Annotated in this window: 26 protein-coding genes; 25 read left to right on the forward strand and 1 reads right to left on the reverse strand. The window is 38.6% G+C overall.

Going from position 1 to position 23,996, the window contains the following annotated elements; genetic code table 11:
• Nucleotide 1: 1 nt before the first annotated feature.
• The 16 genes from CKJ95_RS06335 to CKJ95_RS06410 all read left to right on the forward strand — a co-directional run bounded on the left by CKJ95_RS06335 (nt 2) and on the right by CKJ95_RS06410 (nt 13,934).
• Nucleotides 2–337 carry a UxaA family hydrolase gene (locus CKJ95_RS06335; RefSeq protein WP_306475356.1) on the forward strand — a complete coding sequence of 112 codons (336 nt, stop codon included), beginning with the start codon at nt 2–4 and terminating at the stop codon, nt 335–337.
• A complete protein-coding gene (locus tag CKJ95_RS06340; RefSeq protein ID WP_099352558.1) occupies nt 321–1,487 on the forward strand; it encodes a UxaA family hydrolase in 1,167 nt (388 codons plus the stop codon). Before CKJ95_RS06335 ends, CKJ95_RS06340 begins: the two co-directional genes overlap by 17 nt.
• A 19-nt stretch (nt 1,488–1,506) precedes the next feature.
• Nucleotides 1,507–2,325, forward strand: coding sequence for an SDR family NAD(P)-dependent oxidoreductase (locus tag CKJ95_RS06345; RefSeq protein WP_099352699.1), 819 nt, complete (start codon nt 1,507–1,509; stop codon nt 2,323–2,325).
• Complete coding sequence (locus CKJ95_RS06350; RefSeq protein ID WP_099352559.1) at nt 2,322–3,095, forward strand: SDR family NAD(P)-dependent oxidoreductase; 774 nt, start codon at nt 2,322–2,324, stop codon at nt 3,093–3,095. Before CKJ95_RS06345 ends, CKJ95_RS06350 begins: the two co-directional genes overlap by 4 nt.
• A 19-nt stretch (nt 3,096–3,114) precedes the next feature.
• Nucleotides 3,115–4,011, forward strand: a complete 897-nt coding sequence (locus tag CKJ95_RS06355) for a fumarylacetoacetate hydrolase family protein (protein ID WP_099352560.1) — start codon at nt 3,115–3,117, stop codon at nt 4,009–4,011.
• Nucleotides 4,004–4,426, forward strand: a complete 423-nt coding sequence (locus tag CKJ95_RS06360; RefSeq protein WP_099352561.1) for an RbsD/FucU family protein — start codon at nt 4,004–4,006, stop codon at nt 4,424–4,426. The genes CKJ95_RS06355 and CKJ95_RS06360 overlap by 8 nt, the downstream gene beginning before the upstream one ends.
• A gap of 246 nt (nt 4,427–4,672) precedes the next feature.
• Nucleotides 4,673–5,506 (forward strand): amino acid ABC transporter substrate-binding protein, encoded by an 834-nt coding sequence (locus tag CKJ95_RS06365; RefSeq protein WP_099352562.1) that lies wholly within the window; start codon nt 4,673–4,675, stop codon nt 5,504–5,506.
• Nucleotides 5,490–6,194 (forward strand): amino acid ABC transporter permease, encoded by a 705-nt coding sequence (locus tag CKJ95_RS06370; RefSeq protein WP_099352563.1) that lies wholly within the window; start codon nt 5,490–5,492, stop codon nt 6,192–6,194. The genes CKJ95_RS06365 and CKJ95_RS06370 overlap by 17 nt, the downstream gene beginning before the upstream one ends.
• A gap of 13 nt (nt 6,195–6,207) precedes the next feature.
• Nucleotides 6,208–6,957, forward strand: a complete 750-nt coding sequence (locus CKJ95_RS06375; protein WP_099352564.1) for an amino acid ABC transporter ATP-binding protein — start codon at nt 6,208–6,210, stop codon at nt 6,955–6,957.
• A gap of 80 nt (nt 6,958–7,037) precedes the next feature.
• Nucleotides 7,038–7,634 carry an NADPH-dependent FMN reductase gene (locus tag CKJ95_RS06380; protein WP_099352565.1) on the forward strand — a complete coding sequence of 199 codons (597 nt, stop codon included), beginning with the start codon at nt 7,038–7,040 and terminating at the stop codon, nt 7,632–7,634.
• A gap of 145 nt (nt 7,635–7,779) precedes the next feature.
• Nucleotides 7,780–9,018 carry a Zn-dependent hydrolase gene (locus CKJ95_RS06385; protein WP_099352566.1) on the forward strand — a complete coding sequence of 413 codons (1,239 nt, stop codon included), beginning with the start codon at nt 7,780–7,782 and terminating at the stop codon, nt 9,016–9,018.
• Between the two features lie 75 nt (nt 9,019–9,093).
• The gene (locus tag CKJ95_RS06390; protein ID WP_099352700.1) at nt 9,094–10,173 is read left to right on the forward strand and encodes a Gfo/Idh/MocA family protein; all 1,080 of its coding nucleotides are present in this window, start codon (nt 9,094–9,096) and stop codon (nt 10,171–10,173) included.
• A 65-nt stretch (nt 10,174–10,238) separates the two neighbouring features.
• Nucleotides 10,239–10,961: a FadR/GntR family transcriptional regulator gene (locus CKJ95_RS06395; RefSeq protein WP_099352567.1), complete on the forward strand. Its 723-nt coding sequence runs from the start codon at nt 10,239–10,241 to the stop codon at nt 10,959–10,961.
• Nucleotides 10,962–11,057: 96 nt separating this feature from the next.
• Complete coding sequence (locus CKJ95_RS06400) at nt 11,058–11,777, forward strand: (Fe-S)-binding protein (protein ID WP_099352568.1); 720 nt, start codon at nt 11,058–11,060, stop codon at nt 11,775–11,777.
• Between the two features lie 13 nt (nt 11,778–11,790).
• Nucleotides 11,791–13,218 (forward strand): LutB/LldF family L-lactate oxidation iron-sulfur protein, encoded by a 1,428-nt coding sequence (locus CKJ95_RS06405; protein WP_099352569.1) that lies wholly within the window; start codon nt 11,791–11,793, stop codon nt 13,216–13,218.
• Nucleotides 13,218–13,934, forward strand: coding sequence for a LutC/YkgG family protein (locus CKJ95_RS06410; RefSeq protein ID WP_099352570.1), 717 nt, complete (start codon nt 13,218–13,220; stop codon nt 13,932–13,934). The genes CKJ95_RS06405 and CKJ95_RS06410 overlap by 1 nt, the downstream gene beginning before the upstream one ends.
• A gap of 151 nt (nt 13,935–14,085) precedes the next feature.
• Here CKJ95_RS06410 and CKJ95_RS06415 read toward each other — a convergent pair whose 3' ends face one another.
• Complete coding sequence (locus CKJ95_RS06415) at nt 14,086–15,099, reverse strand: LacI family DNA-binding transcriptional regulator (protein WP_099352571.1); 1,014 nt, start codon at nt 15,097–15,099, stop codon at nt 14,086–14,088.
• Nucleotides 15,100–15,256: 157 nt separating this feature from the next.
• Between CKJ95_RS06415 and CKJ95_RS06420 the strand changes: the two genes are divergently transcribed.
• From CKJ95_RS06420 to CKJ95_RS06460, 9 genes are all read left to right on the forward strand, one after another.
• Complete coding sequence (locus CKJ95_RS06420; RefSeq protein ID WP_099352572.1) at nt 15,257–16,579, forward strand: ABC transporter substrate-binding protein; 1,323 nt, start codon at nt 15,257–15,259, stop codon at nt 16,577–16,579.
• 97 nt (nt 16,580–16,676) lie between these two features.
• Entirely contained in the window at nt 16,677–17,615 is a 939-nt protein-coding gene (locus tag CKJ95_RS06425) for a carbohydrate ABC transporter permease (protein ID WP_257215721.1), read from the forward strand.
• Nucleotides 17,616–18,449: a carbohydrate ABC transporter permease gene (locus tag CKJ95_RS06430; RefSeq protein ID WP_099352574.1), complete on the forward strand. Its 834-nt coding sequence runs from the start codon at nt 17,616–17,618 to the stop codon at nt 18,447–18,449. It begins immediately after the preceding gene.
• Between the two features lie 36 nt (nt 18,450–18,485).
• Nucleotides 18,486–19,853 (forward strand): alpha-L-fucosidase, encoded by a 1,368-nt coding sequence (locus tag CKJ95_RS06435; protein WP_099352575.1) that lies wholly within the window; start codon nt 18,486–18,488, stop codon nt 19,851–19,853.
• A gap of 175 nt (nt 19,854–20,028) precedes the next feature.
• Entirely contained in the window at nt 20,029–20,901 is an 873-nt protein-coding gene (locus CKJ95_RS06440) for an amidohydrolase family protein (RefSeq protein WP_099352576.1), read from the forward strand.
• Entirely contained in the window at nt 20,888–21,217 is a 330-nt protein-coding gene (locus CKJ95_RS06445) for a UxaA family hydrolase (protein WP_257215729.1), read from the forward strand. The genes CKJ95_RS06440 and CKJ95_RS06445 overlap by 14 nt, the downstream gene beginning before the upstream one ends.
• The gene (locus CKJ95_RS06450) at nt 21,214–22,380 is read left to right on the forward strand and encodes a UxaA family hydrolase (RefSeq protein ID WP_099352577.1); all 1,167 of its coding nucleotides are present in this window, start codon (nt 21,214–21,216) and stop codon (nt 22,378–22,380) included. The genes CKJ95_RS06445 and CKJ95_RS06450 overlap by 4 nt, the downstream gene beginning before the upstream one ends.
• 20 nt (nt 22,381–22,400) lie before the next feature.
• Nucleotides 22,401–23,219: an SDR family NAD(P)-dependent oxidoreductase gene (locus CKJ95_RS06455; protein ID WP_099352578.1), complete on the forward strand. Its 819-nt coding sequence runs from the start codon at nt 22,401–22,403 to the stop codon at nt 23,217–23,219.
• Nucleotides 23,216–23,989 (forward strand): SDR family NAD(P)-dependent oxidoreductase, encoded by a 774-nt coding sequence (locus tag CKJ95_RS06460; protein ID WP_099352579.1) that lies wholly within the window; start codon nt 23,216–23,218, stop codon nt 23,987–23,989. Before CKJ95_RS06455 ends, CKJ95_RS06460 begins: the two co-directional genes overlap by 4 nt.
• Nucleotides 23,990–23,996: the final 7 nt, after the last annotated feature.

Consider the following 23,996-nt stretch of genomic DNA (forward strand, 5'->3'; position numbering starts at 1 on the left):
CTTGGCTCACATAGAAAAGGAAAATACTAGTATCGTAATGTCTGAGGTTGATAATGTTGCTACACTTTTACAAGCAATCGAATCTGGAGACGTTGCCCAATTCATATTAAATGGAGAAAAGCAAGAATTAATGTTAAAACAAGCTATTCCTTTTGGACATAAAATTGCGATAAAGTCAATTTCTAAAGGAGAAAACGTTGTGAAGTATGGGCAAGTCATTGGAGCAGCAAGCACTGATATTACACCGGGTGAGCATGTTCATGTTCATAACATTGAAGGAATTCGTGGAAGAGGAGATAAAGCTAAAGGAGAGAAAACGAATGAGCACACTTATTAAAGGTTACCGTCGTCAAAATGGGAAAATTGGTATCCGAAATCATCTACTCATCATCCCAACTGTTGTTTGCGCAAATCATGTATCAAACCGAATCCAACAAGCTGTACCTAAATCCGTAGCGATTCCACATCAGCATGGCTGCAGCCAAATTGGTGAAGACAAGGAACGTACACATAAGCTCCTAGCGGGTATGGGGAAAAACCCAAATGTCGGTGCAGTTTTATTAGTCAGCCTAGGTTGTGAAGTAATTGACGCGAGTGAACTACAAAAGGAAATCGTCGAAGAAACAGGCAAGCCGGTTGAATGGATAGATATTCAGGATGTTGGTGGCTCGATTAAGGCGATTCAAAAAGGATCCGAAATCTTGAAAAAACTAGATAAGGAGATTGAAAATATTCCGATTGAGGATGTACCTCTATCAGAATTAATCGTAGGTGTAAAGTGTGGAGGATCTGATTCTACTTCAGGTCTATGTAGCAACCCAGCGTTAGGTAAAACATCTGATCTACTCACAGCTCAAGGTGGCACAATTATCATGGGAGAAACTACTGAAATCATTGGTGCGGAACACATCGTAGCAGAAACTGCAATTAATGAAGAAGTAGCAAAGAAAGTATATATTGCCGTTGAAAAGTTTGAAAAAGAGGTAGAGCGTATCGGTGCGGATATGAGAGGCGGAAATCCTAGCCCAGGTAATATCGAGGGTGGTTTATCAACCATCGAAGAAAAATCACTTGGTTGCATCAGTAAAGCTGGGACAAGCCCATTGAAGGATGTTCTTCCATTTGCAGACCAAATCCCAGGTAAGGGATATTATTTCATGGACTCTCCAGGTAATGATATCGAATGTGTTTCCGGAATGGCAGCTGCAGGCGTTCATATGGTTTGTTTTACCACAGGAAGAGGAACACCGACTGGAAACCCAATTATTCCAGTTATCAAAATTACGGGAAATGAACTAACAGCTAAAAAGATGGAAGACAATATTGATGTCGACACAAGCCCTGTGATGAAGGGGAACGAAACTTTAGACGAAGCAGGAAGCCGAATTCTTGAAACGATCGTGAAAGTGGCAAATGGCGAGCAGACAAAAGCAGAGGTTTTAGGGCACCAAGAATTCAGTATTAGCAGAATCAGTATTAGTCTGTAAAAGGAAGAAGGTCATGGAAGTGAGTAAATTAAAGAATCGAGTTGCTCTTGTAACCGGTGGTAGTCGAGGAATTGGAGCTGCCATCGTTGTAAAATTAGCGGAAGAAGGCGCGAATGTAGCAATTAACTACTATCCTTCTCCGAAATCTTTTGAGGATGCAACAAATATAAAAGAAGAAATTGAAAAGCAGTTTGGCATTCGAGCAATGACGGTTCAAGCGGATGTTGGCATTAAGCAGGAAGTCGATAACATGATAGATGAAGTAGAAAAAGAGCTCGGTACCCTCGATATTTTAGTTAATAATGCAGGGATTGCGCCTTTTGAAGCATTTATGAGTCTAACAGAAGAAATTTGGGATCGCACGTACCAGACGAATGTAAAAGGAATCTTTTTGACATCACAACGCGCAGCAAAAAGCATGATCAAACAAAAGTATGGAAAAATCATCAACATCAGTTCAACGGCAAGTGTCGTTGTAACGAGCCCAGTGATTCCACATTATATTTCGTCAAAAGCGGCAGCAGCGCATTTAACGAGAGCATTAGCAATTGAGTTAGGACAACACAACATAAATGTTAATGCGGTTGGTCCAAGTACAATCGACACTGAATTTTGCAAAGGATACTTAGATGACCCAGAAATTCGTGCAAAGGAAATTGCAGCAAATCCAATGAAACGACTCGGAACAGAAAAACAAATTGCAGATTCGGTTGCATTTTTGGCTTCAGAGGAAGCTATGCAGATTAATGGACATTTATTGATGGTTGACGGTGGACTTACTGTTAAAGCAGCGCAACCAGAAGACAATTTAAACCATGAGAAGGAGGTTACTTTGTGAGACTACAAGATAAGGTTGCAATAATAACAGGTGCTGGAAGTGGAATAGGGAAAGAAACAGCTCTCTTATTTGGAAAAGAAGGCGCGATGGTGAATGTACTTGATGTAAATATTGAAAATGGTCAACAAACTGTTGCTGAAATTGAAAAATATGGTGGGCATGCTGCATTTTATCACCTAGATGTGACAAATCCGACAGAAGTAAAGTCTGCCATTTCAGAGATTGAAAATAAAAATAGAAAAATTGATGTCTTATTTAATAACGCAGGAATCAGCAATGTTGGAAGAATAGACGAAGTCGAGCCAGATGCATGGGATCGCATCATGCAAATAAATGTAAACGGCGTCTATCTGGTTTCCAAATATACAGTTCCTTTTATGATGAAACAACAAAGTGGTTCAATCATCAATATGTCATCATGCGTTGCTGAAATGGGCTTGGCAAAACGTGCTGCTTATGCAGCAACGAAGGGTGCTGTACTTGCAATGTCCAAATCAATGCAGGTCGATTATGCTCCATACAATATCCGTGTTAACGCACTTCTACCAGGGACGATCATGACGCCATTTGTAGAGGACTACTTACGAACAAGCTATGATGATCCAGAGGCAGCCATAAACAATATCAAGATGAGACAGTTAAGTGGAGATTTAGGTAGACCAGATGATGTGGCCAAAGCCGCGTTATTCCTTGCATCTGATGAATCTTCTTTTGTGATGGGAGCACCATTATATGTGGATGGCGGAGTTGTTTTTGGAAAAAATGCTTAAAAATTGGGAGGAATAGATTATGAAATTTGCAACTATTAATGAAAAACTAGCAGTTCAACTTGAAGGAAAATTAATCGATATTGAAGCTACAGCCACACAAAATAACTGGGGGGCCGTTCCTACTGATGTTATGGAAGTCATCAATTTTAACGAACCAGAATTGAAAAGTTTTGAAGAAAAACTAATCAATGCAGTACAACAAGATCGTGCTGTGGCGTACGATGAAAGCCAAGTAACATGGGGACCTGCTGTTACAAAGCCTCATAAAATTATTTGTGTTGGGTTAAATTACAGAAAACATGCAGATGAAACAAATGCTCCGTACCCAGAGTTTCCAATTCTATTTAATAAATTTGATAATACATTAACTGGACATAATTGTGAAATTGCAGTGCCTAATGTGACAAATGAACTCGATTATGAGGTTGAACTTGGTATCGTAATTAGAAAGAAAACAAAGGATGTGTCGGAAGAAGAGGCTCTGTCCCATGTTTTTGGTTATTGTACAGTCAATGATCTATCAGCACGTGATTTACAGATGAGAACACATCAATGGTTATTAGGAAAATCATGTGACGGTTTCAGTCCAGTTGGACCATATTTAGTCACATCAGATGAAGTTGGCAATCCAAATGATCTTGCGTTAAAAACATATGTAAATGGTGAATTGCATCAGGATTCAAATACATCAGACATGATTTTCAATTGTGCGGAAATTGTAAGCTACATCTCAAAATACATGACATTAGAGCCAGGAGATTTAATTCTAACAGGAACTCCAGAAGGTGTTGTGTTTGGATTACCTGTTGAAGAACGTGCATATATTCAACCAGGTGATGAAGTTACGGTTGAAATTGAAAAATTAGGGCGACTAACAAGTGTATTTGTTAAAGAGGGAGCTTTTGTAAATGCTTAAGGGCATCCCGTCTATTCTTTCGCCAGATTTAATCAAAACCCTTATGGAAATGGGGCATGGCGATGAAATTGTGCTTGCAGATGGAAACTTTCCTGCAGCAAGCAATGCACATCATTTAATTAATGCACAAGGACATGGGACTAAAGAGTTGTTGAAGGCAATCTTGGCTCTTTTTCCACTTGATACTTATGTAGCTTCTCCTGTCATGTTGATGGATACCGTCGAAGGAGATCCACGCCCAGACATTTGGGATGAATATGGAAAAATCATCACGGAAACTAGCGATTCAGATGCTAAAATCGAAAAGCTTGAAAGATATGAATTCTATTCTAGAAGCCGTAATGCATACGTAATCGTTGCAACTAGCGAACGATCACCTTATGCAAATATAATTTTAAAAAAGGGAGTATTATAATTTTCCTGGAAAATGAAATTCTATTTATATGAAGAGCTTAATTAAAACAGAAGATGGGTCACCATTTCCGCTATTAACGGAAATCGAAAAATACGGTAAGATATTGAACAATAATAACTTGATCTGATTAGGGCTGTCCGATGGATAGCTCTTTTTTTTATTGGATGTATTAGTGAATGAGATTGGCTGAACTTGTAAAATCTACTACTAAGCAGAAACGCATTAAATTCACAGGGGGTTTTTAAAATGAAAAAACAGGTCTTTCTAATTTCCATCATCCTTACATTTGCTTTTATCCTAGTAGGATGTGGCGGCACTGATCAAGACAACAACAATGCGGATAAAGAAGAAAACAACGATACGGAACAAACGGGCTCTTTATTTGATGAAATCAAAGAAAATGGAGTACTTACAGTAGGAACAGAAGGCACGTATGCACCTTATACTTTCCATAATGAAGAGGATAAATTAACTGGCTATGACGTGGAAGTGATTAGAGAAGTTGCAAAGCGTATGGATCTTGAAGTGGAGTTCATGGAAACACAATGGGATTCAATGTTTGCTGGTTTAAATTCAAAACGATTTGATTTAATTGCCAACCAAGTGGGGATTAATGAAGACCGTCTCGCTAATTATGAATTTTCAGAACCATATACCTATTCCTCAGCTGTTCTGGTTGTACCAAAGGATAATAGTGATATAGCTTCGTTTGAGGACTTAAAAGGTAGAAAAGCTGCGCAATCTTTGACAAGTAATTACGGTGCAATCGCTCAAGAAAGTGGCGCTGAAATCGTAGGTGTAGAAGGGCTCGCTCAGTCGATTGAATTGATTAAGCAAGGCCGTGCGGAAGCTACTGTTAATGATAAGCTTGCAGTCCTTGATTATATAAAATCACAAGGTGATGAGAGTATTAAAATTGCAGCTGAGTCTGATGATGTTTCAGAAATGGCTTTTACTTTTAATAAAGGGAACGAAGACTTGGTAAAGGCCATTAACGAACAGTTGGCTGCAATGAAGGAAGATGGGACATTAGCAAAAATTTCGCAGGAATGGTTTGGTGAAGATGTTTCTACAAAATAGCCTAATTTTCACGATTACTGCCAATATGGAGGGATGGGAGTTATTTATGAACTCCCTTCCCTCCATGCTTTCTGGAGCGATTCAATATACGATTCCACTCACACTTATATCATTTATAGGTGGACTTATACTTGCTTTGCTCACAGCAATCATGAGATTGTCCAAATCTAAACTCATTCAGATTCCGGCTATTATCTATGTTTCAGCGATTCGCGGAACGCCTTTACTTGTCCAATTATTTATTATTTTTTACGGACTTCCCAATATTGGAGTCAATATTGACCCTTTCCCGAGTGCAGCCATCGCGTTTATTTTAAATGTTGGCGCCTATGCATCAGAAATTATTCGTGCATCCATTTTATCAATACCAAAAGGACAATGGGAAGCTGCGTTTACAATTGGAATGACAAGATGGACAGCCTTAAGGCGCATCATTCTCCCGCAAGCAGCAAGGGTCTCCGTACCACCGCTGTCAAATTCATTTATCAGCCTTGTAAAAGATACATCTTTAGCTTCATTAGTGCTAGTGGCTGAATTATTTCGTAAAGCCCAGGAAATTGCAGCTAGGACGTACGATTTCCTTCTTTTATATTTGGAAGCTGCACTCATTTATTGGGCAATTTGTTTCATTTTATCACTTATTCAGGAAGTACTCGAACGAAGGTTGAGTCGTCATGTCTTAAAGTAAAAGGGGTGAGGATATGTTTTTATCTGTTAAGGGCTTGGCAAAATCTTTTGGTGAAAATGAAGTGTTAAAAGATATTGATCTTGAGATTAATAAAGGGGAAGTCGTCTCCATTATTGGCCCATCCGGATCAGGAAAAACAACGATGCTCCGTTGCTTTAATGGTCTTGAACAACCGGATAAAGGATTTTTTCAGTTTGAAGATGGATTATCCATTAACTTTGCAGGAAAGTTAAGGAAACAGGACATCATTAGATTAAGCAGAAAATCAGGGATGGTTTTTCAATCCTATAACCTTTTTCCACATAAAACAGCTCTTCAAAATGTAATGGAAGGCCCATTGATTGTCCAAAAAAGAAATAAGACGGAAGTTAGAAGGGAGGCAGTAGATTTACTAGAAAAGGTTGGATTAAAGGAGAAAATGGATTTATATCCTGACCAATTATCTGGCGGACAGCAACAGCGGGTAGGAATCGCAAGGGCATTAGCGCTGAAGCCGGAGTTGCTCTTATTCGATGAACCAACATCGGCCTTAGATCCAGAACTAATTGGAGAAGTGTTGAAGGTAATGAAGGATCTGGCTAATGAAAATTGGACCATGATTATTGTCACTCATGAAATCCAATTTGCTGGTGAAATCTCAGATAAAGTCCTGTTTATGGATGGAGGGTATGTTGTCGAACAAGGCAAACCTGATGCTGTATTAAAAACTCCAAAGGAAGAACGGACGAAACAGTTCTTACAACGAATCTTAAATCCCACTTAAAAAACGCTTGTATAGAATCTAGTTGAGATAGGGAAATTAATACCGTAATGCTTTTCTTAACTACATAGGTGGTGTTAAGTATGGGCTTTTTAGACAAATTATTTGGCAAAAATACAGCAACGGAGGAACCACAAATGACAGATGAAAAATTAAACATCGGGATTATTTTAAGTAGTACACGAGAAGGTCGAGTTAGTCCACAGGTTGGAGAATGGGTAAAGGGTTATGGTGATAAGAAAGGGAATGCAAATTACGAAATCGTAGATATTAAAGAGTATGATTTACCTTTCTTAGGAACAGGTGATGCACCTGGAATTGCAAAATGGAATGAGAAATTAGCAAGCCTTGATGGATTTATCTTTGTTGTGGCAGAGTACAATCACAGTATCACAGGAGCATTAAAAAATGCGATGGATTTAGCTCGTGAAGCATGGTACAACAAATCAGCTGGAATCGTTAGCTATGGTTCAACTGGTGGTGCACGTGCAGCGGAACATTTACGTGGAATCTGTGGTGAATTAAACATTGCAGATGTACGTACTCATCCAACGTTATCACTTTTCCTAGATTTTGAAAATGGTACGGATTTTAAACCACAAAATATTCATGACGATAATATGAACATGCTGTTAGACCAAGTCGTTTCTTGGGGTAAAGCATTAAAAACAGTACGATAAGATAACAAAGAAGCAACGTCTATAAAAAAGGCGTTGCTTTTTAGTTTGCCATTTTTCTAAATCTTAAAAATCATATCTAAACAACTCCATCTAACTGGTATAATATTGATAGAATCTTGAATGACAGGACGGGAGATATATCAGCATGGATCGTATTGAAAGATATCAAGTACTTTTTAATAAAATCAATCAATATAACTCTGGTGAAAAAGGAATAACTAGAATTGCCTATACGAATGAAGAACAAACTTGTACACATGCTTTTATGCGGATGTGTAAAACTGAAGGATTAGAAATCAGTATGGACCAATGCGGAAATGTAATTGCTAGGAGAGAAGGAAAAAACAAGGATTTACCGCCAGTTATAATGGGCTCCCATCTAGATACAGTCTATCAGGGTGGAAAATATGACGGGGTAGTGGGTGTTACAGCTGCATTGGAAGTTGTAAAAAGGCTCAATGAAAAAGGAATTGAAACCGCTCACCCAATTGAGATTGTTTCATTTGCCTGTGAGGAATCTGCTAGATTCGGCGTTTCTACTGTAGGAAGTAAGGCGATGTCTGGACGATTTGATAAAGAGAAATTTAGACATTTAAAAGATCGTGATGGAATTACAATGGAAGAGGCTCTTTCATTATGTGCGCTTGATATTGATAGTGTCGAAGAAGCTAGTAGAGAAAATGAAGAAATAAAAGCATTCTTTGAATTGCATGTAGAGCAAGGTCCAGTTTTAATGAACAATAATAAAAATATTGGGATTGTGACGGGAATTGCTGCATCGGTAAGGTTGTTTATTAAAATTAAAGGAACCGCCTCACATTCTGGAACAACCCCAATGCATATGAGAAAAGATGCCCTATTAGGGGCGTCCGAGATAGCGCTAGAATTAGAGAAAATCGCCAAGGAAGAACAACAATATGGAACAGTTGCCACTGTTGGTGTCATGGATATTCATGCAGGTGCAATGAATGTGGTACCAGGTGAAGTGGATATTAAGGTTGATATCCGATCAACCTCCGTAGAGTCAAGACAAAGCGTTTTAGACCATTTACATAAAACGATACAAGCCTTGGAAACTAATAGACAGCTTGAAATAGTGAGCAATGAAATCATAAGTGAAGAACCGGTTTTACTCTCTAAAGAAATTAATGATATTACAGAATCCATTTGTGAGAGCTTAAATCTTTCCTATCAAAAGATGGCAAGTGGGGCAGGACATGATGCGATGAATATGACCAAGCTATGTCCAACGGGTTTAATTTTTGTACCTTCCGTAGATGGACTAAGCCACCATCCGGACGAGTATACCGAGCTTAAAGACATCATGATTGGGATTGACGTGCTGGAAGAGCTAATACTTCATTACTCAGTCAAGGTGGATTAGTATTCTAAACTATTTGTCATAGGAACATGTGTCTTTTCCACAATAATAGGAGGGATAAGAGTGGTACATTATGGTATGAATTACGCGCCAAAGGGAAAACCCAATCCTGTTGTGAAAAAAGGGGAGTTTATAATTGCAGCAGCCTGTCTTGATCATGGACATATTTACGGAATGTGCAATGGACTAATTGAGGCAGGTGCTACATTAAAATGGGTGTATGACCCCGATCCCCTAAAAGTAGCTAAGTTTTTGGAAACTTTCCCTGAAGTAATGCAAGCTGAGTCTTTAGATCAAATTTTATCAGATACTAGTGTTCGGCTTGTGGCTGGTGCAGCGATTCCTTCACAACGAAGTGAACTTGGTATCCAGGTAATGAATGCAGGAAAAGATTATTTTACAGACAAAACACCCTTTACTACATTAAAACAATTGGAAGAAGCAAAGGAAGTTGTAGAACAAACTGGCCAAAAGTACATGGTGTATTATAGTGAGCGTCTTCATGTTGAGGGAGCTGTATTTGCTGGTGATTTAATCAAAAATGGTGCAATTGGACGTGTCATTCAGGTGACTGGTTTCGGCCCACACCGATTAAATGCATCTAGCCGACCAGAATGGTTTTTTAAAAGAGAACAATATGGTGGAATTTTATGTGATATTGGCTCTCATCAAATCGAACAATTTTTATACTATACGGGTTGTCAGGATGCAAAGGTGTTGCATAGTAAGATAGCGAACTATCATCACCAACAGTATCCGGAATTAGACGATTTTGGAGATGCTACATTGGTTGGAGATAATGGGGCAACAAATTACTTCCGAGTAGATTGGTTTACTCCTGACGGATTAAGGACCTGGGGTGATGGGAGAATCTTTATTACTGGTACAGAAGGAACAATTGAAATCAGGAAATACATCGATCTGGCACGTGAGAATAATGGAAATCACGTCTATTTAGTCAATCAGGATGGAGAGCAGTATTTCAATGTGTCCGGTAAGGTTGGATATCCGTTCTTCGGGGAGTTCATCTTAGATTGCTTGAACCGTACCGAAATAGCCATGACTCAGACTCATGCCTTTAGAGCAGCGGAGCTATGCTTGCGGGCGCAAGAGCAAGCAATTGACATTTATAGAAATGAGCAATTGAAGATGGGATGAAAATTACCTCATTTGAATAAAATTCAGATTTTACATGAATGAAATTATGTACCGGAGGATCAACTATGGAATACAAAAAAATCAAACCGAAAAAAATCTATGAAGAGGTTGCGGATACATTACAGGAAGCAATTCGTTCTGGGAAGCTTAAACCTGGAACAAAGCTAGAATCTGTTCAACAGCTAGCTGAAAGTTTTCAGGTCGGACGTTCAGCTATTCGTGAAGCATTAACTGCACTAAAAGCTATGGGATTAATTGAAATGCGCCAAGGAGAAGGAACATATGTAAAGGAATTCCAAGCAGAGGATCTTACATTCCCATTAGCAACAGCTATGTTAATGAATCAACAGGACGTCATGCATCTTCTTGAAATACGAAAAATAATCGAAACAGGGACAGCTGCAACAGCAGCGAAGAAGCACACTTCTGAGGACCTAGAAAAATTGGAAACAGCGCTTAATGGCATGAAAGCAGCATTAGGTAATGAGGAGTTAGGAGAAACAGCCGACCTCCAGTTTCATCTTGCCATTTCAGAAGCCACCCAAAACCCAATGCTAACGAATTTATTATTGAACGTTTCAGATCTCATGCAAGAAACAATGAAAGAAACACGAAGAATCACCATATTTTCAAAAGAAAAAACGACAGAGCGATTATACAATGAACATCTTGCTATATATGAAGCGATTGTAGCAAGAAATGAAGAAGGTGCACGAAGCACAATGATAACACATCTTAATAATGTCGAGGAAACCTTAGCGGAATTCTTTAAAGAATCTCTAAAATAGTCTTTAATAACATGGGAAAAGGTAGTAACATTGTTTTTAATGATAAGGTCATCAGATGACCTGTTCACTTGTTTTGTTGAAGGGGGAGAATCAAAAATGAAAGTCACATTATTTGCCACCTGTCTTATCGATATGTTTCAAACAAATGTGGGAAAAGCGACGGTTGAGCTACTTGAGCATCTCGGTTGTGAAGTGGAGTTTCCGGAAGGCCAGGTGTGCTGCGGACAGCCTGCCTATAATAGCGGGTATGTAGAAGAAACGAAGAAAGCCATGAAAAAAATGATTGAAACCTTCGAGAATGCGAAATACATCGTTTGTCCATCTGGCTCTTGTGCCAACATGTTCCATGAGTACAAGGATATATTTAAAGGAGATCCAGTATGGGAACCGAAGGCAATTGAACTTGCGAAGAAGACGTATGAATTAACGCAATTTATTGTTGAGGTACTAGAAATTACAGATGTCGGTTCAACTTTCAAAGGAAAAGTAACCTACCATACATCCTGCCATATGACGCGACTATTAGGCGTTAAGGAACCGCCTATTAAACTATTAAAAAATATTGATGGTGTTGAATATGTAGAGCTGCCAGGCAAGGAGAATTGCTGTGGTTTCGGTGGAACCTTTTCTGTAAAAATGGGCCGGATATCTGAGAAGATGGTTGATGAGAAAGTACAATGTGTCGAAACAACAGAAGCTGACTACCTGATTGGTGCAGACGCTGGCTGCCTTATGAACATTGGCGGAAGAATCAACCGAATCGGAAAACCAATAGAAGTTTTACATATTGCAGAAGTGCTAAACTATCGAAACTAAAGGGGGGATAAACATGGCATTAAAAACTAGTAACGAACCATTTAAAACTCGTGTTCAAAAGGAAGTGCAAAACTCTTTCATGAGAGGTGCGGTCTCAAAAGCTCAAGAAACTATTCAAGGAAGAAAGCAAACTGTTACAGACGAATTGGGAAACTGGGAGGAGTGGCGTAACCATGGGGAGGAAATTCGACAGCACGTCCTTGAAAATCTTGATTATTATCTCTATCAATTAAGCGAGCAGGTCGCAAACCGAGGTGGACATGTATTCTTTGCCCAAACGGCAGAAGAGGCAAGTACATATATAAGTGACCTTGCGAAAAAGAAGGAAGCAAAGCATGTCGTCAAGGCAAAATCAATGGTGACGGAAGAAATCAGTCTAAATCAAAAACTCGAGGAAGCGGGTTGCCGAGTCATTGAAACGGACCTTGGCGAATATATCCTGCAAATGGATGACCATGATCCACCATCTCATATTGTTGTTCCAGCTTTGCATAAAAATAAAGAACAAATTCGTGATGTATTTGCAAATAAAATGGACTATAAGAATTCGGAAAAGCCTGAGGAACTTGCATTATTTGCTAGAGAATCATTACGCCAAGAGTTTTTACAAGCAGATATGGGGATTACAGGATGTAACTTTGCGGTTGCAGAGACAGGCTCTATTACTCTCGTTACAAATGAAGGAAATGCCGACCTTGTAGCTGCACTTCCAAAAACACAGGTTGTAGTAATGGGAATGGAGCGTCTAGTTCCAACATTCGAAGAAATGGAAGTACTAGTTGGAATGCTAACAAGAAGTGCGGTAGGTCAAAAATTAACCAGCTATATTACGACATTAACAGGTCCACGTGAAGAAGGAGATGTCGATGGTCCAGAAGACTTCCATCTCGTTATTGTGGATAACGGTCGTTCCAATATCCTTGGTACTGAATTCCAATCTGTTTTACAATGCATTCGCTGTGCTGCTTGTATCAATGTTTGTCCGGTTTATCGCCATGTAGGCGGTCATTCCTACGGTTCAATTTATCCTGGTCCAATTGGAGTTGTGTTAACACCATTGCTCGGAGGTTATGATGAACACAAGGAGCTGCCTTACGCATCAACTCTTTGTGGCGCATGTACAGACGCATGTCCAGTAAAAATACCACTTCATCAGTTGATTCATAAGCATCGTGAGGTTATCGTGGAGCGGGAAGGTCGCGCACCTATTTCTGAAAAACTATTAATGAAGGCATTTGGTTTCGGAGCGTCATCACCATCCCTTTATCAAATGGGTTCAAAACTTGCGCCAACCTTAACAAAACCAATGACTCAAGGTGACAAAATTACAAAGGGAGTGGGCATGTTAAAGGAATGGACGGATGTACGTGATTTTCCTGCGCCAAACAAAGAGAGATTTAGAGATTGGTTTAAAAATCGTGAAAAAGGAGGCGTTGAGTAATGAAAGGAACGATTCAAAATCGAGACGCCTTCCTCGACCAAATTGCAAAACAACTTGGTAGGGAACGAAAAAGAACGTTAACAGCACCTGTGTGGAAACATAACCCACAGGAAGAAGTGTTAAAGGATGCAACAGAGGATGAGCTCGTAGAAGTTTTGAAGCTTCAATGTACAAAAATCCACACTGAACTCATCGTGTCGTCAAAGGCCACACTATCGGAAGACTTGGAGAAGAAAATTGAAGACGTTGGAAGTGGTCCAATCGTTACATGGAAAGACGAACGCTTTGAAAAATTTGGCCTACAGCCACTAATAAAAGAAAAACTCCCTTCAAAACAGGCAGATGTGTTCGAGTGGAATCCTGACTTAGGAAAAGAAAATATCTCAAAAGCTGAACAAGCAAACATTGGAATTACCATAAGTGAAATTACATTAGCCGAATCCGGTACAGTCGTGCTATATAGTGGACCAAATCGTGGAAGAACAATCAGCTTCTTGCCTACACACTCCATCGTAATCGTCCCAAAAAGTACGATTGTCCCACGGATGACCCAGGCTGCCAAGCTCATCCGCGAAAAAGTCAAAAACCGTGAGCAGGTTCCTTCTGCGATCAACTTTATCACTGGACCAAGCAACTCAGCGGACATTGAGATGAATCTTGTTGTTGGTGTGCATGGGCCAGTTAAGGTTACATATATATTGGTGGAGGATATGTGAGTAATAGTTTATTTATAATTTGTAACCTGTAAGTTTTTAGTAACAAAGATTATGTTTCTAAGCTTACAGGTTTATTTCTCTTTGATTTGTTATAAATTGTATTCCTGCACCCACACATTTATTAATTAAGATAGTGAGATAATGATGATGTTTATCGAAGGCTTTTGGTTGACTTCCGGATTAAAGTTTCGGAAGGAAGCACAATTCTCCTTGAATCTGCAGGCCCTTTTTTTTCAATTCTTTCAATTAGTAATTGTATACCTAAATAGCCGAACTCGTAGGCAGGTTGTGAAGCTAAGGTTAAGAATGGCTTATAATCAGGAACAGGGTCCGGATCATCAAAGCAGACTATCGAAAGATCTTCTGGAATTCGTAAATTTTTCTCATATAATATTTTCATGATATCAATTGCTATGAAGTTGTTTCCTGCAAAAATCGCGGTCGGCCGTTCAGCGTCCGGAAGTACCAATAACTTCTCGATTACGTCCCGAGCATCATTTTGTTTAAATGAGAGGTTGAATAATAACTTTTCATTTATAGGAATCTCATATATTTTTAACGTATCTTTAAAAGATTGTTCTCTTAGTTGGGAAGTTGAAATATTTTTAGGGCCATTTATTAATGCAATTTTTGTGTGGCCATGATCAATTAAGTGAGTCATTAGCCTGCGGGTACCCTCGTAATTATCCCCAAGTACAATATCACACTCAATGTCTTTTACTTGTCTATCAATTAAAACAAAAGGGATTTTGTGCTTTATCAGAGTTTTTAAGTTCTTATTTGAATCATCTCCAGTTGGAGCAATTAAGACTCCATCAACGCCAGATGACAATAGCATATCAATATACTCGGATTCCTTGACCAAGTTTTCATCACTATTGCTTAAAAGTAAACGGTATCCCATTTGTTTCGCCTTGTCTTCTGCGCCTCTAGCAACTTTTGTGAAAAAGGGATTTGTAATATCTGTAATAAGTAATGACAGAATCTTTGAGTGTTTTAAGGTGAGACTACGTGCAGCATTGTTAGGGATATAGTTTAACTCTTTAATCACTTTCTCAACCTTTTCTTTTGTCTTTTCACTGATGTTGCCGGCATTGTTAATTACGCGGGATACAGTCATTGGAGATACATTTGCTTTTTTCGCTATATCATATATGGTCGTCATTATATTAATCCCTTTCTTTTTTTGTATGTATTTTTACTATATTTGATAAACGTATTGACTTCAAGATAGATAAATGATATTTTTTTGTTATCGGTAACAATTTTCTAAATCTTTACTTTATTTTAATTATTTTTCTATAATAAAAGGGGGAAAAGTCTTGAAGAAAAGTTCTATTTTAGTAATTTCTTTTATCTTGGTGTTATCTTTATTTTTAGCTGCTTGTGGGGGAGGAGATTCTGTAACTTCTTCAAGTGACAAAGAAAGTGAATCAGGAAAGACAACATTAACAATGATTGAGAGTTTAACAAGTCCTGAACGTTCAAAATTATTGCGCGGAATGTTAGATGAGTTTGAAAAGCTAAATCCTGAAATTAAGGTAAACTTAATTTCACCTCCGCTACAGAATTCTGACCAGAAGATAACACAGATGATGATGGCGAAAGAAAAACTTGATGTAGTTGAGGTAAGAGATTACACGGTAAAACAATTTTCAGTTAACGGCTTTATAGAGGATCTGACTCCATACATAGAAAAATGGAGTGAGTGGGAAAATCTAACAGAGAATGCGAGATATGGTGCTAAGTTTGTCGACGATACACCTTATTATTTACCTTATGGATTTTATCAAAAGTCTCTATATTACAGAGTTGACCGATTCGAAGAGCTTGGTCTTGAAGTTCCAAAAACATGGGAAGAATTGCTCGAAGTTGGTAAAGCGCTTACGGATGCAAGTGAAAACAAATACGGTTACAGCTTTAGAGGTGGCGCTGGTTCATCTGATTACTTTGAATTTTTCATTTGGTCCTTCTTAGGGGACAAGCTTGAACAGAAGGATAGTTACTTTGCAAAGAATGGAAATTCGATTTTTGGAACAGCAGAAGCAAAAGAAGCACTGCAACTCTTTATTGATATTTATAAGAAAGCATCCCCAGCAGATGCAGTAAGTTGGAGTTACCCAGAGATGGTTCAAGGATTTACATCAGGTGTTACAGGAATGCTAATTCAGGACCCAGAGGTCATTTTAACTGCAGATGAGAATCTACCTGAGGGTACTTGGAACACAGCACCAATTCCTGTTGGTCCATCAGGTGAAGCACCTCAGGCAGTTGGGGCTGCAGCAGGATGGGGAATGACTTCTTATTCTGAGAATAAGGAAGAAGCTTGGAAATTAATCGAATTCCTGTCTAGTCCAGAACAAAACTTGTATTTTACAAAAAATAATTCTTTGATTCCAATCTTTACATCTGCTAGCGAAGACCCATTCTTTAACGAAGGGTATTACAAAGCATATTTAACAATGAATGAGCAACCTGAAATTTACACTGTTGTTGATAAGCCAGTTGCATATGAAGGTTATGGTCAGTTCAGAATCGATGCTGAGAAAGACATCCAAAAGCTTCTCTTAGATCAAGCTAAAGTAGAAGAAGTACTAGAAAAGTGGGATAGTTTCTGGAAGTCAGAAAAAGAAAAAATGAAATAACAATAAGTTAAGTTCAATTAGTATCGATACGAAAGATTCAACTTTTGATACTAATTGGACTTTCAGCTATTAAACCTAAAGAAAAGGGGTGGGATTATTGGCTAAGTCTCAAGCAGAGTTATCACAACAGCTACCCGTGAAAAATACTTTTAAATTTTCGAAGCATGGGCTATTTATTCTAGGTTGTTTATCACCTGCGATTATTTTAGTATCGATTTTTGTGTATTTTCCTTTATTTCAAGGAATTGTAATGGCGTTTCAAAATTATACGTTATTCGATATTACGAATCGCCCATTTGTAGGTCTTCAGAATTTTAAAAACGTTATTTTTACTTCAGAATTTTACTTGATCCTAAAAAATAGTTTTATTTGGGTATTTGTATCCCTCTTTTTCCAGCTAATTATTGGGTTCACAATTGCCATTTATCTCCGAAGACATTTTAAGGGGAGAGGAATCTATCAAGCTCTAATTTTTTTTCCATGGGCAATGTCAGGATTCCTGATTGGTATCATTTGGAGATGGATGTTCAATGGCCAAAATGGTGTCATAAACGATTTATTAATACGACTTGGAATCATTGATCAGATGATCCCCTTTCTTTCGTCACCTCAGTGGGCGATGGTATCTGTTCTTATTGCAAATATTTGGTATGGGGTTGCTTTTTTCACAATCATGCTTCTTGCTGCTTTGCAATCAGTTCCAAATGAGCTATATGAAGCAGCAGATATGGACGGAGCGAATGGTTTTCATAAATTATTCAAGGTAACCATTCCATATATCATGCCAACGATCATCACTACAGTTTTATTACGTTTTATATGGATTTTAAACTTCCCAGACATTATTTACGGTATGACTAATGGGGGACCAGCGGGATCGACTCATATTTTACCTACTTATATGTTAGAGAAAATTATCTTTAGTCAGAACTACGGGGAAGCATCTGCAATTGGAGTCATTATGATTTTCATTCTAACTACTTTTGCGATTTTCTACCTAATGGCAACTCGCTTTGATAAGGCTGGTGACTTTTAAATGAGTATAAGAAGTTCTTTATTTTTATCAACAAAAATTATATTCTTGGCCATCGTATTTATACTGACAGCGTTCCCATTATATTGGATGGTGGTTACATCTTTAAAACCATCAAAGGATATTTTCACGGTTCCATTATCCTATTGGCCAGAGACTATCTCCTTTGAAAACTACATAAATATATTTGGTATCTCGAACTTTCAAGTATATATTACAAACAGCTTAATCGTTTCCCTGGTTTCAGCACTTTTTACGATGCTTATTGCCCTACTTGGAGGATATGTATTAGCAAGATTCGATTTTAAAGGAAAAAAACAAATCTTTTTGGCATTTTTAGTGACGCAAATGATTCCTATTTTTATATCATTGGCACCACTCTATCTATTAATGTCAAATTTAGAGCTGTTAAATCGATTACCATCTATTATGATAATGTACACGGTCATGACGATTCCCTTCTGTACCATCATGATGCGAAGCTTCTTCCAACGTATTCCTGTAAGCATAGAAGAGACAGCGATGATTGATGGGTGTTCGAGACTAGGAGCATTATTTAGAATCGTTGTACCTGTCATGCTTCCTGGAATACTATCTACTTTTATATTTGCATTCGTTCAAGCATGGAATGAGCTGTTTCTTGCAGTTATGTTCATTGACCAAGAACAAATGAAAACTATTCCTGTAGCGATGAACTCATTTATTACAAAATATGATATTGATTGGGGCGCAATGTCTGCTGCAACAGTCATTTCTGTTATACCTACTTTGATTCTCTTTGCTGTAGCGCAAAAGTACATCGTAGAAGGCATGACGGACGGAGCGGTAAAAGGATAAGAATTTGCAAGACTATTATGGTCGGAGGTTGTGTACATGACAAAAACTACTATTCAATATAAACCGACTTGGGATTCTCTTGATTCAAGGAAGATTCCAAGTTGGTTTCAAAATGCGAAGTTTGGCATTTTTATTCATTGGGGTGTTTACTCAGTCCCTTCATGGAGAAAATTGAGTGACGAGAGATTTGGTTCGTATGCAGAGTGGTATTATGCATCAGTGTATAGTGATTATAAAAACAATGGAGATGACTTCCACGAGCGGATTTACGGGAAGAATTTTAAATATAGAGATTTCGCAAGCAAATTTACAGCTGAATTGTTTGATCCAAGCTTGTGGGCAAAAATATTTAAAAATGCAGGAGCAAAGTATGTCGTTTTAACAACGAAACATCACGATGGATACTGCCTATGGCCAACTGAAAATAAACACAAAAAAAACTGGCGTGTAACCGATGTCGGTCCAAAGGTTGATGTCCTTGGTGAGCTGGCAAATGAGGTTCGTAACCAAGGGATGAAAATGGGTATCTATTATTCCATTATCGATTGGGAAACAAACTGGAGCCACCGACCGGAATCAGGATATTTCATTCCCAAAGAAGATCGCCAAAAGTATGGAATCAATGAAGAAAATTACACCGACGAAATTCTTATCCCACAATTAAAAGAGCTTGTTGAAACATATAAACCTTCCCTAATCTTCTCGGATGGCGGGGAATGGGATTTAGATGAAAATTTAGCACAAACAAAGGAATTTTTAGCATGGTTGTACAACGAAGCATCTAACAAAGAGGAAGTCGTCGTAAATGATCGCTTCTGTGTAGGGATGCCAGGAAAGCATGGTGACTATTTCTCAAGCGAGTACCATGATGTCGATCACTTAGTACAAGACCAAATTTGGGAGGAAAGTAGAGGCATCGGAGGATCCTATGGATTTAACCGTGCGGAAAATCTAGAAAACTACTTAACTTCTGAGCAACTTGTCCATGAGCTAACAAGTATTGTAGCACGTGGCGGGAATTTGTTGCTGAACGTTGGCCCAACATGGGATGGACGAATTCCAATTATTCAACAGCAAAGGTTAAAAGATATTGGTGATTGGCTACAGGTTAACGGTGAGGCTATTTACGAGACAAGACCGTTTGTGGGAATGAGTGGGTCAACGTTAAAGTTTACGTCAAATAGTAATCATATTTACTGTATCATGGATAATTGGCCGAACGAAGAGGAAAAATTCGAGTTAAAAAAGGATTTATCGATTGAATCGATTCAAATTTTAGGATTAGATACAGATTTGGACTATCAAGTAGAGGGTCAAAAGCTTACAATTAAAACGCCTTTACTGCACCCTGCAAAATTACCTTGCCATCATTCATATGTTTTCAAGATTAAGTTGAAGGGATAATCGTTTAGAGAGAATTTGAGATTGGATGGGCTGCAAATTTAATAGGCAGCCCGAGTTACTCTAGGACTGCCCTTGACCAAACGTTAACAGCAGACCATAACAAAAATGGTTAAATCCAATTTTTTTATAGTGGCGTACTGCAAGTTGTGTTATCGGTAACATTAAAGTAACATGAATGGGGGAGAATTTCATTAAAATTATTGATTCACATCAGCACTTTTGGAAATTAGACCGAGGAGACTATGGGTGGTTGACGGAGGATCAAGGTATCCTTTATCAAGATTATTTACCAAAAGACCTAGAGCCATTTATGAAAAAACATTCAGTTTCTGGTACGATCCTTGTCCAAGCAGCGCCGACGGTTGAAGAGACTCTTTATCTACTATCCTTATATGGTCAATATGATTGGGTTTATGGTGTTGTAGGTTGGCTAGACTTCGCCTCTACCAATTTTAAAACTCAGTTACAATCATTATTAAACCGACCGGGGCTTGTTGGGTTACGACCGATGCTACAGGATATTGATGCGAGTGACTGGATTTTACAAAATCAAGTTATAGAAAACTTGAAAGTACTAGATGAGGAACAAGTTCCACTAGACCTTTTAATTACGGAACGCCATATTCCATATGTGATTTCAGTTTTGGAAAAAATTCCAAATCTAACAGCTGTCGTTGATCATCTTGCAAAACCGAAAATTGCTAATGGCGAGACTGAGCTTTGGAAGAAGGATATGAAGCATTTAGCCTCATTTTCAAATGTATGGTGCAAGGTTTCGGGATTAATGACAGAAGCGGAACCTCATTCTTGGAAGGTAAATGATTTTCAACCATATATTCACCAAGTCATAAATTCATTTGGCCCGTCACGTATCCTTTTTGGAACGGATTGGCCGGTTTGTTTAGCAGCTGGAAACTACGAAGATGTATTTAAAATTGTTAATAAATGCTTGCCAGAAAGCTTAAGTACTTCAGAAAAACAACAAATCTTTTATTCAAATGCAATAAAATTTTATAAATTAAGAGAAAGGAGTGATAAGTGTGAGTAATAAAGAAAAAGAAATTAATAGTATTGTAATGTCAGAAATTGATAATGTAGCCACCCTTTTACAAGAAGCTAAGTTGGGTGACACGGTTCAATTTGTTTTAAATGGAAAAAAAGAAGTAGTAATTTTAAAACAAGCCATTCCATTTGGCCATAAGATTGCGATTAAACCAATTATAAAAGGAGAAAACATTGTGAAATATGGACAGGTTATTGGTGCAGCAAGCGCTGATATAACACCAGGTGAACATGTTCATGTTCATAATATTGAAGGAATCCGAGGCAGAGGGGATAAAGCGAAAGGGGGAGGAAGAGAATGAGTACACTCATTAAGGGGTATCGTCGAAAAAACGGGAGGATTGGAATCCGCAATCATTTACTCATTATCCCGACAGTTGTTTGTGCAAATCATGTATCAAATCGAATTCAACAATCCGTACCAGAATCAGTAGCTATTCCACATCAGCACGGATGTAGTCAAATAGGTGAAGACAAGGAACGTACACACAAGATTCTAGCTGGTATGGGTAAAAACCCAAATGTCGGTGCTGTTCTATTAGTAAGCTTAGGCTGTGAAGTAATCGATGCAAGTGAACTACAAAAAGAAATCATACAAGAAACAGGTAAGCCGGTTGAATGGATTGATATTCAGGATGCAGGCGGATCGATTAAAGCCATTCAAATAGGCTCCGAAATACTAAGGAGATTACATAAAGAAATTGAAAGTATACCGAATGAAGAAGTACCTCTATCGGAATTAATCGTCGGTGTAAAATGTGGTGGCTCAGATTCAACTTCAGGATTATGTAGTAACCCAGCTTTAGGAAAAGCATCTGATTTACTAACAGCACAAGGCGGCACAATTGTCATGGGTGAAACAACAGAAATCATCGGGGCTGAACACATAGTTGCTGAAACGGCAATAAATGAAGAAGTTGCAAAGAAAGTCTATAGGGCTGTTGAAAAATTTGAAAAAGAAGTAGAGCGTATCGGCGCGGATATGAGGGGCGGTAATCCTAGCCCTGGTAACATCGATGGCGGCTTATCAACAATTGAAGAAAAATCACTTGGCTGTATCAGCAAGGCAGGAACAAGTCCACTGAAGGATGTTATCCCATTTGCTGATCCAATTCCGGGTAAGGGTTATTATTTCATGGATTCTCCCGGTAACGATATTGAGTGCGTGTCAGGGATGGCAGCAGCAGGTGCGCATATGGTTTGTTTTACAACTGGCAGAGGAACACCGACTGGAAACCCAATTATCCCGGTCATAAAAATTACAGGGAATGAAATAACAGCCAAAAGGATGGAAGACAATATCGATGTTGACACAAGTCCCGTCATGAAAGGAAACGAAACACTAGAAGAAGCAGGAAGACGTATTCTGGAGTCAATCGTGAATGTAGCTAATGGTGAACTGACAAAGGCGGAGATTTTAGGCCATCAGGAGTTCAGTATTAGTAGAATTAGCATCAGTTTGTAAGTGGAGGGGGATTAGCGATAATGGGGAAATTGAACAATCGAGTTGCCCTAGTTACCGGTGGCAGCCAAGGAATCGGAGCAGCTATTGTGAGGAAGTTAGCAGAAGAAGGGGCGAATGTAGCTATTAACTACTATCCTTCTCCAGATTCCTATCAGGATGCAACAGTAATTAAAGCAGATATCGAAAAACAGTTTGGTATTCGAGCAGTGACCGTTCAGGCCGATGTAGGTAAAAAAGATGAGGTTGATAATATGATAGATGAAGTGGAAAAAGAACTTGGCATCATCGATATTCTTGTCAACAACGCAGGGATTGCTCCTTTTGAAACATTTATGAATCTATCTGAAGAAACATGGGATCGAACGTACCAAACAAATGTAAAAGGGATCTTTTTAACATCCCAACGAGCAGCAAAGAATATGATCAAAAAAAAATTTGGGAAGATCATCAACATCAGCTCAACAGCCAGTGTTGTTGTAACAAGTCCAGTGATTCCACATTATATTTCATCAAAAGCGGCAGCGGCTCATTTAACAAAAGCTTTAGCCATCGAACTCGGCCAATACAATATTAATGTGAACGCGGTTGGTCCTAGTACCATCGATACCGAGTTTTGTAAAGGGTATTTAGATGACCCAGAAATTCGTGCTAAGGAAATCGCTGCTAACCCAATGAAACGGCTCGGAACTGAAAAGCAAATTGCGGATGCAGTAGCATTTCTAGCTTCAGAGGAAGCGATGCAAATCAATGGACATTTGTTGATGGTTGATGGTGGACTTACTGCTAAAGCAGCGCAACCGGAAGATAATCTAAACCATGAAATGGGGGCCACATTATGAGATTACAAGAAAAGGTAGTAATTATTACTGGCGCTGGGAGTGGAATTGGGAAAGAAACAGCACTTTTATTTGGAAAAGAAGGCGCTGTGGTGAACGTACTTGATGTAAATAGTGAAAATGGTCAACAAACTGTTAATGATATTGAAAATAATGGTGGGAAGGCAGCGTTTTCTCAGGTAGATGTAACGAACCCAACAGAGGTAGAGACTGTCATTTCAAAGATTGTTGAAAAAAATGGAAGAATTGATGTGTTATTTAATAACGCAGGAATTAGCAACGTTGGAAGATTGGACGAAGTCGAGCCTGATGCATGGAATCGCATTATGCAAGTAAATGTTAACGGCGTCTACCTTGTATCTAAATATACTGTTCCTTTTATGATGAAACAACAAAGTGGTTCAATAATTAATATGTCATCAGGCGTTGCAGAAATGGGGTTAGCGAAACGTGCTGCTTATGCAGCAACGAAGGGAGCTGTGCTTGCTATGTCAAAATCAATGCAAGTTGATTATGCTCCTTACAATATTCGTGTTAACGCACTTCTACCAGGAACAATCATGACACCATTTGTAGAGGGCTATTTACGAACAAGCTATGATAACCCAGAGGAAGCTATCGGAAACATCAAGAAAAGACAATTAAGCGGAGACTTAGGAAGACCAATTGATGTGGCTAAAGCCGCGTTATTTCTTGCTTCAGATGAATCTTCATTCGTCATGGGATCGCCATTCTATGTAGATGGCGGAGTTGTTTTTGGGAAAAATGCTTAAAGGAGGA

This window comes from Fredinandcohnia onubensis (genome assembly GCF_002734285.1).
GTDB lineage: Bacteria > Bacillota > Bacilli > Bacillales > Bacillaceae_L > Ferdinandcohnia > Ferdinandcohnia onubensis_A.

Bases quoted from the DNA above. Each gene is read 5' to 3' on its own strand.
- CKJ95_RS06340 (WP_099352558.1), top strand. From the start codon at position 321: ATGAGCACACTTATTAAAGGTTACCGTCGTCAAAATGGGAAAATTGGT.
- CKJ95_RS06355 (WP_099352560.1), top strand. From the start codon at position 3,115: ATGAAATTTGCAACTATTAATGAAAAACTAGCAGTTCAACTTGAAGGA.
- CKJ95_RS06360 (WP_099352561.1), top strand. From the start codon at position 4,004: ATGCTTAAGGGCATCCCGTCTATTCTTTCGCCAGATTTAATCAAAACC.
- CKJ95_RS06365 (WP_099352562.1), top strand. From the start codon at position 4,673: ATGAAAAAACAGGTCTTTCTAATTTCCATCATCCTTACATTTGCTTTT.
- CKJ95_RS06370 (WP_099352563.1), top strand. From the start codon at position 5,490: ATGTTTCTACAAAATAGCCTAATTTTCACGATTACTGCCAATATGGAG.
- CKJ95_RS06375 (WP_099352564.1), top strand. From the start codon at position 6,208: ATGTTTTTATCTGTTAAGGGCTTGGCAAAATCTTTTGGTGAAAATGAA.
- CKJ95_RS06380 (WP_099352565.1), top strand. From the start codon at position 7,038: ATGGGCTTTTTAGACAAATTATTTGGCAAAAATACAGCAACGGAGGAA.
- CKJ95_RS06385 (WP_099352566.1), top strand. From the start codon at position 7,780: ATGGATCGTATTGAAAGATATCAAGTACTTTTTAATAAAATCAATCAA.
- CKJ95_RS06390 (WP_099352700.1), top strand. From the start codon at position 9,094: ATGAATTACGCGCCAAAGGGAAAACCCAATCCTGTTGTGAAAAAAGGG.
- CKJ95_RS06395 (WP_099352567.1), top strand. From the start codon at position 10,239: ATGGAATACAAAAAAATCAAACCGAAAAAAATCTATGAAGAGGTTGCG.
- CKJ95_RS06400 (WP_099352568.1), top strand. From the start codon at position 11,058: ATGAAAGTCACATTATTTGCCACCTGTCTTATCGATATGTTTCAAACA.
- CKJ95_RS06405 (WP_099352569.1), top strand. From the start codon at position 11,791: ATGGCATTAAAAACTAGTAACGAACCATTTAAAACTCGTGTTCAAAAG.
- CKJ95_RS06410 (WP_099352570.1), top strand. From the start codon at position 13,218: ATGAAAGGAACGATTCAAAATCGAGACGCCTTCCTCGACCAAATTGCA.
- CKJ95_RS06415 (WP_099352571.1), bottom strand. From the start codon at position 15,099: ATGACGACCATATATGATATAGCGAAAAAAGCAAATGTATCTCCAATG.
- CKJ95_RS06430 (WP_099352574.1), top strand. From the start codon at position 17,616: ATGAGTATAAGAAGTTCTTTATTTTTATCAACAAAAATTATATTCTTG.
- CKJ95_RS06435 (WP_099352575.1), top strand. From the start codon at position 18,486: ATGACAAAAACTACTATTCAATATAAACCGACTTGGGATTCTCTTGAT.
- CKJ95_RS06440 (WP_099352576.1), top strand. From the start codon at position 20,029: ATGGGGGAGAATTTCATTAAAATTATTGATTCACATCAGCACTTTTGG.
- CKJ95_RS06450 (WP_099352577.1), top strand. From the start codon at position 21,214: ATGAGTACACTCATTAAGGGGTATCGTCGAAAAAACGGGAGGATTGGA.
- CKJ95_RS06455 (WP_099352578.1), top strand. From the start codon at position 22,401: ATGGGGAAATTGAACAATCGAGTTGCCCTAGTTACCGGTGGCAGCCAA.
- CKJ95_RS06460 (WP_099352579.1), top strand. From the start codon at position 23,216: ATGAGATTACAAGAAAAGGTAGTAATTATTACTGGCGCTGGGAGTGGA.